The organism is Bradyrhizobium sp. Arg816 (genome assembly GCF_029989365.1).
Classification (GTDB): Bacteria; Pseudomonadota; Alphaproteobacteria; order Rhizobiales; family Xanthobacteraceae; genus Bradyrhizobium.
In genome coordinates this window covers 218,414-230,815 of record NZ_JAPRAQ010000002.1, presented here as the reverse complement: position 1 = coordinate 230,815, position 12,402 = coordinate 218,414, and the positions used below count along the sequence as shown (strand labels likewise).

Below are 12,402 nucleotides of genomic sequence, written 5' to 3'. Positions count from 1 at the left end.
AAAGCCGAGTCGGTCGCCTCGCCAGCGGTCCCCAGCTGCTTAGGAGATTGCACCACTCTCCCTCCGGGTACGTCGCTCTACTTCCTCGTCAAGCCTACGTTTCACGTACGCATCGATGCTGCGCCAAGTCACCTTGCGCGAAGACCCTTCTAGATACGACTCGAGCTCCCCCGCGTTGAGGAGCTCGTACGTCTTCGCGCGGGCGATTTTGAGAGCAAGCATCGTTTCCTTGACACTTGCGACCAGAGCAAGCGGGTCTCGACTGCGAAATTCAAGCTCCTTGTCCTGCCCTTTCATTCTTCCCGCGCCTCCCGTTGCTCTTGACTTGCTTCTTTTGAACGCGCGGGCTGCCCTTCGTTCAGCAGCCGATCCCACCTTGCAGCGGGTACTCGCATCTTCGACCCGAGGCGAATGATGGGAATCTCGCCGCGACGCGCGGCGGCGTACGCAGCGTTTCTACCCAGCCCCGCGCGCTTACCTGCTTCGGGAATGCTGTACGTCAAAGGCTGGATCGTCAGATTGTCATCGCACATGTCGGGCCATACCGATTTAGCCCGACTTAGCCCTTTCGCAGCCGTTTAGTAACGGGTAAACTTCGTATCCATTACATAGCCGATGCAGCCATGGCCGCTCTCAAAATTGAACTTGAATGGTGCCGAGATTCAGCGGGCTACGAGCTCGTTGACGTTCCCAAGCGAGGTAAATGGATCATTGGTAGGGGTGGGCCTCCGATTCGCTATAATCCATTCGAAATCGAACACGTGGCCCTGCTCGACTTCGCCAATGCTCATTCAGGAGAGAGGCTCCGTGACTTTGCTGGGCGGTATGGGTATCTGTCCCACCGCGGCTATTCCCGTCAGGGGCAAGTGAAGCGCCCAATAAGGAGTATCCGTCGCATCCTCTTGGATCGTGACCCCACAAAAACTCGGCTTGATCCGGAATATACCGTCCAGTACCTGGAGGGTGAGAGCGTCGATGAATTGGTCGCGTTGGCCAAACTGTTCAAAAAAGTCCTGGCCTCGACCTCCGAAAAACTGTCGCGCTCCCTATCTGACGACGTCGAAGATCTTCTCTCCCAGTACGGTAGCGATGTGTCATTCAACTTTAGCTTAGACTCCAAGCGCCGTATCCACCCGATAATTTCACCCGCAAGTCTGATTTCAGGACTGTTGGTCCAGCTGGCTCAATTGGCTGGTGGAAGCTCTTTCAGAACTTGTAGGCTAGCTCGTTGCGGAAGTTTGTTTGCTGCGGGAGGCCGTGGCGGACTGCGAGCAGACGCAAGATTCTGCTCGGCAGAACATCGGATCGAGCACAACAGCAGAAATCGGGCAAAAACCTTCGCGAAGCGACCGAGCTAGATCGTGGCAACCGAGTGCAGACAAACCCGGGCCGCGATCTAAGGCCATGGCGGATACTCCCTCCTCCATATTGCTCTGATAGCGCTTGCCTTTTTGATCCTGACCTTGAAATCTACGGTCAAAAGCTACGAAAGTAGAAACGATCAGTGAGATGCGTGATCAAGTTTGCGGTCTCCGTGGACACGGTTTTGCAGTTCTCTGGCGGGCATATCTCCTAGTCCCACCGCGTCCAGCTAAGTGCTGGAAAAAATGCACAAACCGGCGATGACTATACTCGTCGTCGCCTCTTGTCACGGGCAGTTCCGAGTAGTTGGGTAGCAAAAGCGGTAGCAAACCGTTCCGCTATCGTTCTGGCGTCCGCCAAAATGAAAACCCCGCCGGCGAACCGGACGGGTTTCGTTGCTTCGGGCTTGTTCGGGCTAGGACCCCGGGATTCTTCGGCAATGAACAGAGAGAACGTTCTGCAACTTGCTATCACGCTTGTGTTGGCGCCGGGCAAGATGGCTTCCGCAGGATGAAACGAAATACGTGCCAATGCTTTGGTCTATCGTGTGCATCGATGCCATCGTATTCGGCCTCTGAGAACACGATCGGCAGCAAATGAGTGAAGTAAGAGGCAGCCTCAGACTTGGAGACGAATGTCATGAGCGCTCTATTGCCGGCCCAACCGTCGCGCACTCCAAAGAGCGTGCCGCACAAGATACCGTCATCGGCAAGGCCATTGATGATGGCCGAAATAATCGCGGAACACTCGACGCGGGGCAAGAACGGAAGCACATGAATTGCGACGATGAGAGCGTAGGCAGCGGGCGGTATTGCTATACGCCGCACATCCTCGTGCATGGCGTTGAGGCATGGATGACCAAGTCTTGCAGCGAGTTTCGCCGTCAGCGGATCCGTGTCAACGGCGTCGACAGTCATTCCAGCCTGCAACAGGTGGCGCGTGTCGCTAAGGGCGCCGGCGCCGATATCGAGCGCACGGCCACACCGGAAGGGCATCGACTTAAGAGCGTCGACTACAAGTGGGTTCGGCTTCCGGTTCAAACGGAGCGAAGCATACGATTGCAATTGATCGCGGATCGACACGCTTCACCATGCTACGCGCAGGACGTTGCACCGCATTAATGCCGCTACAAGGGCCACCTTCTCGTCATCATCAAGGTTTCCGGGTAGTTCTCGTACGTAAAACGCGGAGGTCTGAGCCGCGAAGTTTAGAGCGGGTCGAGCAATTTCGTTAACGCTGATAAGCACGTCGCCTGCCTGACTCAGCAAATTTATCATCCCATCGGCGTCGCGTGTGACCAGCTCCCCAGCATCGTCGTTCATCACACGTTGGGTCGGTCTGATGCCGTTTGCGTCGTTCCAAAGATCAGGTGGAGGCGATCCGAAAAGTTGGATATAGCGTTCGCGAAACATGGACCACGACGCGGTTTCGATAGTTTTCTCCTCTGCAGACTTTGGTGCGTTGCTTGGGCAATGGTGGACATAGCTGCCGAAATAGCGTTGGCAAAAGTCTCCGTACTCCGTTGTGAAGAGGATGAATTGATGCCACGCTTCGTCGATGCGAAGCGAGTGCATCGACCATATTTTCGTGCGATCCGACCGAGTCAGAACAATATATCTTTTGACTTCGCGAAACAGCGCGTCTGCCTCTTCGGTCGTTTCTGCAACGTGATCCTTTAGAAGCTTTTCGATCAAGAATGGCGCCTCGTAGGAGAAGACGGGAAGCGAACCTTGATCGATCGGCGCGTTCGACATGTCTCGTTCTACACCTTTACCTTGCATATCGATTTGCAGACGCCGCATGGGGTGTAGCAGGTGGAGGAGCACGGGCTTTTACAGTCCTCCGCAGCCTGTCGCCAGTCAGCCACCCGCATCTGCAAGCGCCCCTTGGTTACGTCCACCATCCCAGCCCTTGCGTCGGCGCCGCTGAACGCACCGGCGCTTCCCTCAACCCTGTGGCTTCTTACCGACTCGGCGGTCTCCTGTAGACGGTGCGAGATTGATGCCTCGCTCCTGATCCACACAGCCTTGGCATCGAATGGAAAAATCGATTCCGGTATGTCGGCGACATAGATGATATCGCCCTCCGCAATCTCAATGGTCACCGAAAGGTCGCGAAGGCTTGGGTGGACTGTAACAAAACCTTCTCGCGACGATGGGCCGATGTAGCCCCAAAGCACTGTCGCCGTAGCGCCGCCGTTGGCGAGGAGCTTGCTTATCAGTGCGTTTTCTTTGATTGGCGCGGCGCTTGGAGTGTCACTAACCATGGGCGAACCCCCTGTTAGCCTAAGCTATTTTTAATTCTACGCCGGCTAGAATGTGGACGCAAGACAATCCCAGATAAGAACGCTTGCAACACCCGTTCGATGATCGATTGCGAAATACCGCAAGGAACTCCGCCCGCTACCTGACGGCTCAGAAAGCTCCTGATTGATCGCCGGTCCACGTCGCCCCTCCCCGCAGCGAAGTGAGCCGCCGTGGTCCGAAGATCCGGTCGTAGCCCCCGAGACGCCTAGGCGAAGCCTCATCATTAGCAATCGGATCAAGCGCGTTGACCGCCTCCTCGTGTCAGTGGGTCGTTTAGCGCCATCGTCCGCTAGCATGTCGGGAGACAATCCGCTCTTCGAATCTGTTTTGCAATGCGGCCGACGCACGAGGAATGCCCGGGGCGTTGCCGCGTCCCTCGTTATCGCCGCCGAAGCACTGACAGCGGATAAGCAAGAAAATCGGATTGGCGACGGTGACTGTATTGGCGCGAACTCCGTGAGTGCTTCCGCTATCCGCAGCGCACTCGAGCCGATCGAGCTATTCGCGAGCCGGTCGCGTCTTCGAGTGGAGCGTCCGCCGCGCCCTGATGGGCGAAAGCAGCCTGCCCCTCGAGCGCGGCGAGCTACGTGGAGCTGGCCGAAAACTACGGTCGAGAGGCCGCTAAACTAGCCGTGGTTAGGACCGTAGATTGCTCGCGACGCAGACAGAATATGCAAGTAATCGCAGCAAGGTTGACCGGACACCCCTTCCGCCAATATGTTATATCGCTGTCCTCTGTTCGCAGTTCTTCGAAGTCCCCCGCAAAATCAATGACTTGCGCCAGAGAACTGGACTTCGCAATTCGCCGGTATTCTTGCCATCTCGAGAGCACCTATTGAATGGCGCGCGGAGCGCTGTCCAATATGGACCGCGCGACCTCGGATGCGCCGGTGAGGATGATCTGCACGCCGATGCAGAGCAGCAGGAATGCTGACAGCTTCGTCACCACGCTGGTGCCCTCCTCGCCGAACAGGCGCGCCATTGCGCTCGATTTCCGGTAGGCGTGGTAGATTGCTGCAGTCACGGCGAACGCCACCAGGAGCGAAACGATCGATGACTGGAACATCGCATCGAGGCTGCTGGTCCGGCTGATCCCGATCGCGATGGCTGTCGCGATCGTTCCCGGCCCGGTCGTCAGCGGAATTGTAAGAGGAAAGAAGGCCATGCGCTTCATGGTCGTATGATCGGGGGCCGAGACCTCGTGAGGTCCGGCCGAGCCCGAGGGCGCGTGGAGCATGGACCAGCCTGTCGCTGCGACCACGAGGCCACCGGCAATCCGGAGCGCCGGGATTGTCACGCCGAAGAAGTTGAGGATCTGGCTGCCCAGAAACAGCGACACCAAGAGGACCACGAAGGCATATCCGGCAACCCGCAGCGCAAGGCTCGCGCGCTCGTCTTCAGAAAGACCTCTCGTCTTGTCGAGGAAGATGAAGGCCAGTCCGTAGGGATTGATGATCGCGAACAGCGCGCCGAAGCCGAACAGGAAATCGGCAACGAGCCCCGATGTGGCGATATCACGCATGCTGCGCGCGCTCTCTTCGGCTTACGGCCATGTGAAGCCGGGCGCTTTGAAATCGGCCAGATGGTCGAACGCGTTGCGCAGAACCTCGAACAGCTCGGCCACCGACCAGCTGTTGACGACACGAACCGGCATGCCGACGAAGAACCGAGGCATCATCCGATGAAACCGGATCTCACTTGCCCTTGCCGGGTGATCGCTCAAGACGCGATCGCTGCGCGCGCATGCGCTTGATCTCGTCCCTGAGCGCCTCGGCTTTTTCGTCTCGTTGCTCGCTCGCCGTTTCCAAGGGTTCGTCGCGAAGCAACTTCTGGAGTGCCTTTTCGACAGAAAGCTTGTTGGTCTCGGCCATACCAGACCTTTCTGACGCTACCGCGCCCGTCAGTACCGTGGTTGCTGTCTCAGCTCTTCGGACCGAACATGCCGCCAGCCGCCTTCATCGCCGCCTCACCCATGGTCTTGGTCTGGTCGGTCAGGGCCCGCATCTGGTCCTGGAAGAAATCGGCTTGAAGCTTGAGCGCGTCCTGTGCGTCCTTGGCGTGGATCAGCTTGTCGCTGAGGTCCAGGGTCGCTGTGACATTGCGCTGCATGAAACTGCAAAACTCCTTCGCATGGTTCGCGATCGGCAGTGGCGACGAACTGATCCCCTTCTCCAGCATCTCGAAATAGTCGGCGTTGGCCTTGCGCAGGCGGCCAAGTGCCTCGGTCAGCGCCGCACGGACGTTCTCTGCGGATAGATTGATCTCTGGCATGACGTTTCTCCCTTCAGGCGTTAGCGGTTACACGGTAATTCCGCCGAACCAGGCGCCGAAATAGCCGGCGTAGAGCGCCGGTACTTCGAGATTCATCGAGTGTCCGATGCGAGGCACGATCACGAGACGGCAATCCGGCATCGCATCGGCCATGGCGCGAAGATCGGCTGGCTGAATCCAGCCGTCCCATTCGCCCCATAGCACCAGATGCGGATGCTTCAGCTCCGGCATGCGGCGCTCGAGCTCTCTGCTCTCTCTTTCCTTCGTCAGGTTGACCGGCGTTCCGATCCAGATGCCCTCGGAGACGCCAAAGGTCTGCTCGATGATGCGGTCGAACAACGCCTGGATGTCCTTCAATCCCTCTCGAAATCGAGGCACGGCGTTCGGCGCCATGCTCTCGGGCACGAATAGCGAGGACGCCGCGGTCGCCATGATCGTTCGTGTCAGGTCCTTGCTCGCCATCATCGCCCGAAACAGGCCGATCTGGTCGGCATTGAAAGCCATGCCGAGCGGCGTCACCGGATCGAGTGCGAACACGCGCCCGAAACGCTGCGGCTGCATCAAGAGCATGCGGGCGGCGATGATGCCGCCAGTCGAATGCGTCGCGAGATGGCAATAGCCGATGTCGAGCATATCGAGTGCTGCCAGCATGTCCTCGGCATGCTGCTGCATCGAGTAGTTCGAATAATCGGCGGCAGCTTTCGGCCGGTCGCTGTCCCCGCAGCCGCGCCAGTCAATGGCGATGACGCGCAGGCCCGTTGGAAACAAGGGCGCAGCCAGCTCGATCCAGTCCTTGCTGGCGAGATTGCCATGGATGAAGACGACGGTGACGTCGCCCTGCCCCCACTCCCGCCAGCCGAGCTGTATCTCACCGGCCTGCACCCGCGGCATCAGACCATCCTATTTGTTCAATCCTGCCGTGGGGGCTGCGCCGGGCGGCGTCGGAGCCACCGGAATCGCCGATGCCACTGCGCCCTTGATCATGCGATCGGTGCCGAGCGGCGACGAGGTGTCGACCCGTCCCTTGGTCACGAAGTCGACGACGTCTGCTGAATATTCCACCGGATTATCGGTATGGATGAAGTGCCCGGTCTCCGGATAGATTTTCAGCATCGGCCGGTTGCCCGCATTGGTCATGCGCGTCATGAACGGCGTGATGACGTCGCGTCCGAGATCGGTCAGCCCGTTGAAAGCGGGCGTCGGGATGAACGGCTCCTTGTCACCGAAAGCGAGGAAGATCGGCGCCTTGATCTGGGCGACCCGCTCGTAAAGGTTCTTCGGATCATCCTGCTGGAGCTCGGCCCCGATCGTGTAGATGTCGAAGATGAAGACGTTGCACCACTGTTCGAGCTCCTTGGGGTTGCCCTTGGTAAGCCCGACCCGCTGCTCGGTATGGAAGCGCGCATATTCGCTGTCGCTGAAGAAGTAGCCGCTCTTCGCCGCCGACACCACGCCGGTGTCGGGGTCGCGCTTCCTGAAGTAGAAGAAGTCACGAATGCTCTGCTCGTCGCGGGCCTTCTCCGCCGCCAGGATGCCGGTCTGGTCCCAGATCTGCTTCCACTTGTCGAAGTCGCGACCGAGTCCCGGTTGGAACAGAGGTGCCTTCTTGTCTTTCGCGATCGTAATGTCGCGCGGGTATTCCTCGAGTCCGGATGGTGCTTCGAGCGCAAGGCCCTGCACCGCATCCGGCCAGGTCAGGGCATACCCCGTGACGAACTGACCGCCCAGCGAGTGGCCGAGATAATAGGCTTTCTTGACGCCAAGCTGATTTACGACGAGGTCGTAGATGACCTCGCGCATATCCTGCATGGTGCGCGCCGGGCTCCTATCGAGATTACCGGGCCCGGACATGCCGTAGTTCGGCAAGTCCGGCACGATCACACGCAAGCCGCTCCGCAGCGCATATTGCATGATGTTGCCGTAGTGCCCGCCGAATGCGCCCTTGCCGTGGATGATGACGAGGACCTTGGGATCCTTGTCGGTGCCGGCATACTCATCCATGTAACCAATCTGCCAGGTGTTGCCGATCTTGTCCTTGGTGTTGGCGTATTTGACCGGATAGGGATAGGTCACGAAGTCCTTCCAGAAGGACTTTCCCGGATCGATGTTTTCGGCGACGCCCGGTACGCGATAATTCTTGTCGACGAACATCCCCGCGCGATCGAGAGCCGCGACGTCATCCATGAAAGCGACGAACTTCGGATCGTTCTTTCGCTGGTTGATGATCGGGAACACGCCGTAATGGGCGACCGGGCTCTCTTGCGCGATCAGGTCCGCGCCTGGCACGCGATCGACGGCCTTCTGGGCCAGCTTGAAGTTCAGCCAGAGATCGTTGGTGATGTGCATCACCAGTGTGCGCGCCTGGATGCGGCCGAGATAGGGATTGACGTTATGGGTCTCGCCGACCCGGTTGCGCCAGACGAGGTCGACTGCGTCATAGAGCTTGGCACGGTTGGTGACGCTCAGACCGGCCTTCTCGTTCGGCGGATCCCAGTAGAATATCTCGGGCTGGACCGCGGCCCAGTTCTGGGTCGTGCGGAAGCCGAAGTCGTAGCCCGTCATGCCCAGGATCGACCAGCCGAACGCCACACCCGGCATAGGGTGCTTCTCCTTGGGCAGATTGTAGTAGTCACCCTTGGTCGCCTGCCAAACCGGATCGCCCTCGATCGCGGCCGTCATCATCTGGAAGGTCCAGTTGCCGACGGGGTCTTCACCGTCCGACTGCGTGGTGCCGCCGATCGGCATCAGGGCGCCGATATATTCGGGATGCATGACCCCCCACACGTAGGTCTGGGTGCCGCCCATGGAGACGCCCGTGACAAGCGCGACGCGCGCCACCTTCAACTCGTCGCGCAGCAGGCGGTAGTTCGCCTGCACCATGTCGTAGTAGCTGTACTGCGGAAACTTGATGCCGAGGCCGTCGGACGGTTTGCTTGCGCCCCACGTGCCCAGCGGGTCGACCATGATGACGTAGTAGCGGTCGGTGTCGATCGGCCGTCCGGGGCCGATGATCGGGACGCCGCCCGACAGGGCCGCGCCCTTGACCCACTGTTCGTACATATCGGTGGAATCGCCGGAATAATAGGAATTGATCACGACCGCGTTGGTGATCTCACCGACGGCATTGCGCCGCGCGTTGCCGACCGCGATGTATCCGGTACGCAGCTTGCCTGCCCCGAGCGATTCCAGCGTCACGCCGCCCTCGCCGCCATTCTCCCATTTGGAGGGATTGGCCAGGTCGTACTTGCCGCCAAGCCGGAAGTTCGCGATCTCATAGGTCTTTTTGAGCCCGTCATGCTGCATCTGCGACGAGCGTCGCGTGAACGGCTGGGCGACCGCGAGCGCGGTGCCGACCAGCAACAGGATCAGGCTGACGAAGCAACGCTTGAGTGCGCTTCTCCCGTTCATGACGAACTCCCTCCTGGCGGTATTTTGCGCGAACGCTAGGCTGGACCTCCTCCTGAGGTTTGATTTAGCTCAATGGAATCCTCAGGCCTGCGTTGAGGATCGTAGTCATCGTCACGCTGGCCGGTCCCCGCAATGCCTTTCCTCAGTCATGGCTCATATCGTATCCGCTATGAGCTCGACGGACCGGCGAATGCGCCTGCCTATGTGCTCGTCAACGGTCTCACGCAGTATTCCGAGCTTTGGGGCACGTATCGCGACACGCTGATCGCACGTCGGTTCCGGGTCGCTACGTTCGACCTGCTCGGCCAGGGCGTCTCCGATAAGCCCGCGCTGTTCATCGATCAGGACGACCACATCGCGGTGCTGCATCGCCTGATCGGCGAACTTGGAGACGGTCCGGTCTTCCTCAGTGGCATCAGTTTCGGTGGCTTGATCGCGCTGCGCTATGCCATCGAGCATGGCGCGCGGCTGTCGGGCCTTGTGCCGATGAGCTGCTTTTCCGAGCTTTCGCCACAACTGCTATTGATCGGCAACGCCTTGCGCACCGGCCTCATTCTGGGTGGCACCGGCTATCTCCAGGATCTGTTGCTGCCGATGAACTTGTCCGACCAGTGGCTGAAGCCGCTGCTGGACAAACTCGACAGCGTCAAGCGGCAGGGTTGGCTGGTCAACGACGTCTACGCCCTTCAGAACCTGATGGAGTCCTTCCTCGACTTCAAGCCGCTGACGCCGCAGCTCTCCTCGATATCCGTCCCGACCATGATCCTGAACGGCGAGTTCGACTTCCTCACGCCGCGGGCGCTGCACGAGACGTTGCGTGTGGAAATTCCCGACAGTGCGCTCGTCATCATCCCGAGGGCCTATCACGCCTTCACGCTCGAAAAGGCTGCATTAACAGCCGACCTGCTGGCGCGCTTCGCCGAGGACGTGTTGGCTGGCCGCTGGCAGGGCAACAAGCAGGTCCTGATCGCGCCGGAAGATGCTGGCGGAGACTTTTCGCCGTTTCCCGCCGGCTATGACCATCTGCGCGCGATCCCGGTGCAGAGGCCAGCAACATGAGCGCGTTCTTCGGACCGCTGCAAGCCGACGGGCGCGTGCCGCCGCGCCAGCAGACGCGGGTCGCCGCGTTCCTGGTTTCTGCGCATGGTGCGCTGGCACGGCAATTCGCGGTCGCCCTGCCCGCGAGATTCGATGCCGCCTGGCAGACCGAATTGAACGCGCAGTTCTATCGCGAGAGCGAGATCGTCTCGCTTCTCGTGCGCGCGACCGCCTGGGTCCCGGACCTCGCGCTGGGCCCCATGGCGGCATCCTGGGAGATGGCCTGGCTCCCCGCCCCGATCGAAGGCATCGCGGATCACGCCCGCGCGCAGACCATTCACCTCGCGACGCTCGCGCATGCAGTTCATGCCGGGATCCGGCCGGCGGCCCTGCTGCCGACGGAAGCGAACGCGAACGATCCCTTCGTGATGGCGCTGCGCCGCATCGAGTTCGAAAGCGGCCGGCTGTTGCAGGCGCAGATCCTGTTCCTGAAGGGCCCGGACCTCTTACCTTTCCGGGATGCCATCAGCGCGACGCTCGAACGGCGGCACGCCGAGGTACGCAGGCTCTGGCACGAGACCCTTGCAGGCGTCGGCGTTGGCCTGCGCGAATGACCCGGCAACCTTGACGCAGATCAAAGCCGAGAGTCTGCCCGCCCCCAACATCGATCCAGTATTCACCTGCGCCTGCCGACCGGAGTTCCGCCCATGAAGGCCGTTTCCGTCGAAGAAGCCGTTGCGATGATCCCGGCCGGTGCGAGCGTCATGGTCGGCGGCTTCATGGGCGTCGGATCCCCGGAGCGCCTGCTTGACGAACTCGTGCGGCAGAACAAGACCGGCCTGTCTCTGATCTGCAATGACGCAGCCACCCCCGGCAAAGGCGTCGGCAAGCTGTTCGACGCAACGCTGGTCTCAAGGCTGACGGCAACGCATATCGGCCTCAATCCGAAAGCGCAGCAGCAGATGCTCGCGAACCAGATCGCCGTCGATCTCGTGCCGCAAGGCACCTTCGTCGAACGCATCCGCGCAGGCGGATGCGGCCTCGGCGGCGTGCTGACGCCGACGGGCGTCGGAACGCTGGTTGCCGAGGGCAAGCGTCAGATCGAGGTGGATGGCAAGCCGTTCCTGCTGGAGACGGCATTGCGGGCGCAGTACGCGCTGGTTCACGCGTTTCTCGCCGACTATTTCGGCAATCTCGCTTACGCACTGACCTCCCGCAACTTCAACCCGGTCATGGCGATGGCCGCCGACACGGTCATCGTCACTGCAGAGAACATCGTGCCCGTTGGTGTCATCGCGCCCGATCACGTCGTGACCCCGGCGCCGCTCGTCGATTACCTCATTACCAACGGGTGAGATCATGGACCCGCAGATCATCATCGCCCGACGCGTCGCCAGGGAGTTGAAGAGCGGAAACCTCGTCAATCTCGGCATCGGCATTCCAACCTTGGTCGCGAATTACGTTCCGGCCGATTTGAAAGTCTTCTTTCAGTCGGAGAACGGACTGATCGGCACCGGGCCGATTCCCGAACAAGGCCTGGCGCATCCGACACTGACAGACGCCGGCGGCCGCCCTATCAGCGCGCTGCCGGGGGCGGCGACCTTCGACAGCGCGATGTCGTTCGGACTGATCCGCGGCGGCCATGTCGACGTCACCGTGCTCGGCGGCCTCCAGGTCGATGCGCATGGGCTTCTCGCCAACTGGATGATCCCGGGCAAGATGGTCCCCGGCATGGGCGGAGCGATGGACCTCGTCAGCGGCGCCAAACGGGTCATCGTCGCCATGCAACATGCCGCGAAGGGCAAGTCGAAGATCGTCAAGACATGCAACTTGCCTCTGACCTCGGCGCGCCCGGTACATCTGGTCGTGACCGACATGGCGGTTATCGGTTTTGCGGACGGCAAGGCGACGCTGCTCGAGACCGCTCCAGGTGTCAGCGTTGGCGAGGTTATGGCGGTGACAGAGGCCGAATTGGACGTTCCTGACAACATCCCTGAAATGGCGATCTGACGAGGTC

The 12,402-nt window shown here is 60.2% G+C and carries 14 protein-coding genes; 5 read left to right on the top strand and 9 right to left on the bottom strand.

Features of this window, described 5'->3' with window-relative positions; genetic code table 11:
- The first annotated feature begins 623 nt into the window (after positions 1-623).
- A complete protein-coding gene (locus OWC48_RS06135; RefSeq protein WP_282519157.1) occupies positions 624-1,358 on the top strand; it encodes a hypothetical protein in 735 nt (244 codons plus the stop codon).
- Between the two features lie 474 nt (positions 1,359-1,832).
- On the opposite strand, the gene OWC48_RS06130 is transcribed toward OWC48_RS06135, so the two are convergent.
- The 9 genes from OWC48_RS06130 to OWC48_RS06090 form a co-directional block, all read right to left on the bottom strand.
- The gene (locus OWC48_RS06130) at positions 1,833-2,357 is read right to left on the bottom strand and encodes a class I SAM-dependent methyltransferase (RefSeq protein ID WP_368860655.1); all 525 of its coding nucleotides are present in this window, start codon (positions 2,355-2,357) and stop codon (positions 1,833-1,835) included.
- 90 nt (positions 2,358-2,447) lie between these two features.
- On the bottom strand, positions 2,448-3,116 hold the full coding sequence (locus OWC48_RS06125; RefSeq protein WP_212102533.1) for a hypothetical protein: 669 nt from the start codon (positions 3,114-3,116) through the stop codon (positions 2,448-2,450).
- Positions 3,117-3,124: 8 nt separating this feature from the next.
- Positions 3,125-3,628: a hypothetical protein gene (locus OWC48_RS06120; protein ID WP_282519155.1), complete on the bottom strand. Its 504-nt coding sequence runs from the start codon at positions 3,626-3,628 to the stop codon at positions 3,125-3,127.
- Positions 3,629-4,500: 872 nt separating this feature from the next.
- Positions 4,501-5,190: a MarC family protein gene (locus tag OWC48_RS06115; protein WP_282519154.1), complete on the bottom strand. Its 690-nt coding sequence runs from the start codon at positions 5,188-5,190 to the stop codon at positions 4,501-4,503.
- A gap of 21 nt (positions 5,191-5,211) precedes the next feature.
- Entirely contained in the window at positions 5,212-5,346 is a 135-nt protein-coding gene (locus OWC48_RS06110) for a hypothetical protein (protein WP_282519153.1), read from the bottom strand.
- A gap of 16 nt (positions 5,347-5,362) precedes the next feature.
- Positions 5,363-5,539 (bottom strand): hypothetical protein, encoded by a 177-nt coding sequence (locus tag OWC48_RS06105; protein WP_282519152.1) that lies wholly within the window; start codon positions 5,537-5,539, stop codon positions 5,363-5,365.
- Between the two features lie 49 nt (positions 5,540-5,588).
- Complete coding sequence (locus tag OWC48_RS06100) at positions 5,589-5,939, bottom strand: phasin (RefSeq protein ID WP_282519151.1); 351 nt, start codon at positions 5,937-5,939, stop codon at positions 5,589-5,591.
- 27 nt (positions 5,940-5,966) lie between these two features.
- Positions 5,967-6,830, bottom strand: coding sequence for an alpha/beta fold hydrolase (locus OWC48_RS06095; RefSeq protein WP_282519150.1), 864 nt, complete (start codon positions 6,828-6,830; stop codon positions 5,967-5,969).
- Positions 6,831-6,839: 9 nt separating this feature from the next.
- On the bottom strand, positions 6,840-9,347 hold the full coding sequence (locus OWC48_RS06090; protein WP_282519149.1) for an alpha/beta hydrolase: 2,508 nt from the start codon (positions 9,345-9,347) through the stop codon (positions 6,840-6,842).
- A 132-nt stretch (positions 9,348-9,479) separates the two neighbouring features.
- Between OWC48_RS06090 and OWC48_RS06085 the strand changes: the two genes are divergently transcribed.
- The 4 genes from OWC48_RS06085 to OWC48_RS06070 all read left to right on the top strand — a co-directional run bounded on the left by OWC48_RS06085 (position 9,480) and on the right by OWC48_RS06070 (position 12,395).
- Complete coding sequence (locus tag OWC48_RS06085) at positions 9,480-10,406, top strand: alpha/beta fold hydrolase (protein WP_282519148.1); 927 nt, start codon at positions 9,480-9,482, stop codon at positions 10,404-10,406.
- Positions 10,403-10,999 (top strand): hypothetical protein, encoded by a 597-nt coding sequence (locus tag OWC48_RS06080; protein WP_282519147.1) that lies wholly within the window; start codon positions 10,403-10,405, stop codon positions 10,997-10,999. Before OWC48_RS06085 ends, OWC48_RS06080 begins: the two co-directional genes overlap by 4 nt.
- 93 nt (positions 11,000-11,092) lie before the next feature.
- Positions 11,093-11,740, top strand: coding sequence for a CoA transferase subunit A (locus OWC48_RS06075; protein ID WP_282519146.1), 648 nt, complete (start codon positions 11,093-11,095; stop codon positions 11,738-11,740).
- A 4-nt stretch (positions 11,741-11,744) separates the two neighbouring features.
- Complete coding sequence (locus tag OWC48_RS06070) at positions 11,745-12,395, top strand: 3-oxoacid CoA-transferase subunit B (RefSeq protein ID WP_282519145.1); 651 nt, start codon at positions 11,745-11,747, stop codon at positions 12,393-12,395.
- Positions 12,396-12,402: the final 7 nt, after the last annotated feature.

What these genes read in the sequence shown, in the direction of transcription:
- OWC48_RS06070 (WP_282519145.1), top strand. Translation starts at nt 11,745, where the DNA reads ATGGACCCGCAGATCATCATCGCCCGACGCGTCGCCAGGGAGTTGAAG.
- OWC48_RS06130 (WP_368860655.1), bottom strand. Translation starts at nt 2,357, where the DNA reads ATGCCCTTCCGGTGTGGCCGTGCGCTCGATATCGGCGCCGGCGCCCTT.
- OWC48_RS06100 (WP_282519151.1), bottom strand. Translation starts at nt 5,939, where the DNA reads ATGCCAGAGATCAATCTATCCGCAGAGAACGTCCGTGCGGCGCTGACC.
- OWC48_RS06095 (WP_282519150.1), bottom strand. Translation starts at nt 6,830, where the DNA reads ATGCCGCGGGTGCAGGCCGGTGAGATACAGCTCGGCTGGCGGGAGTGG.
- OWC48_RS06135 (WP_282519157.1), top strand. Translation starts at nt 624, where the DNA reads ATGGCCGCTCTCAAAATTGAACTTGAATGGTGCCGAGATTCAGCGGGC.
- OWC48_RS06080 (WP_282519147.1), top strand. Translation starts at nt 10,403, where the DNA reads ATGAGCGCGTTCTTCGGACCGCTGCAAGCCGACGGGCGCGTGCCGCCG.
- OWC48_RS06110 (WP_282519153.1), bottom strand. Translation starts at nt 5,346, where the DNA reads ATGATGCCTCGGTTCTTCGTCGGCATGCCGGTTCGTGTCGTCAACAGC.
- OWC48_RS06075 (WP_282519146.1), top strand. Translation starts at nt 11,093, where the DNA reads ATGAAGGCCGTTTCCGTCGAAGAAGCCGTTGCGATGATCCCGGCCGGT.
- OWC48_RS06125 (WP_212102533.1), bottom strand. Translation starts at nt 3,116, where the DNA reads ATGTCGAACGCGCCGATCGATCAAGGTTCGCTTCCCGTCTTCTCCTAC.
- OWC48_RS06115 (WP_282519154.1), bottom strand. Translation starts at nt 5,190, where the DNA reads ATGCGTGATATCGCCACATCGGGGCTCGTTGCCGATTTCCTGTTCGGC.
- OWC48_RS06085 (WP_282519148.1), top strand. Translation starts at nt 9,480, where the DNA reads ATGCCTTTCCTCAGTCATGGCTCATATCGTATCCGCTATGAGCTCGAC.
- OWC48_RS06105 (WP_282519152.1), bottom strand. Translation starts at nt 5,539, where the DNA reads ATGGCCGAGACCAACAAGCTTTCTGTCGAAAAGGCACTCCAGAAGTTG.
- OWC48_RS06120 (WP_282519155.1), bottom strand. Translation starts at nt 3,628, where the DNA reads ATGGTTAGTGACACTCCAAGCGCCGCGCCAATCAAAGAAAACGCACTG.
- OWC48_RS06090 (WP_282519149.1), bottom strand. Translation starts at nt 9,347, where the DNA reads ATGAACGGGAGAAGCGCACTCAAGCGTTGCTTCGTCAGCCTGATCCTG.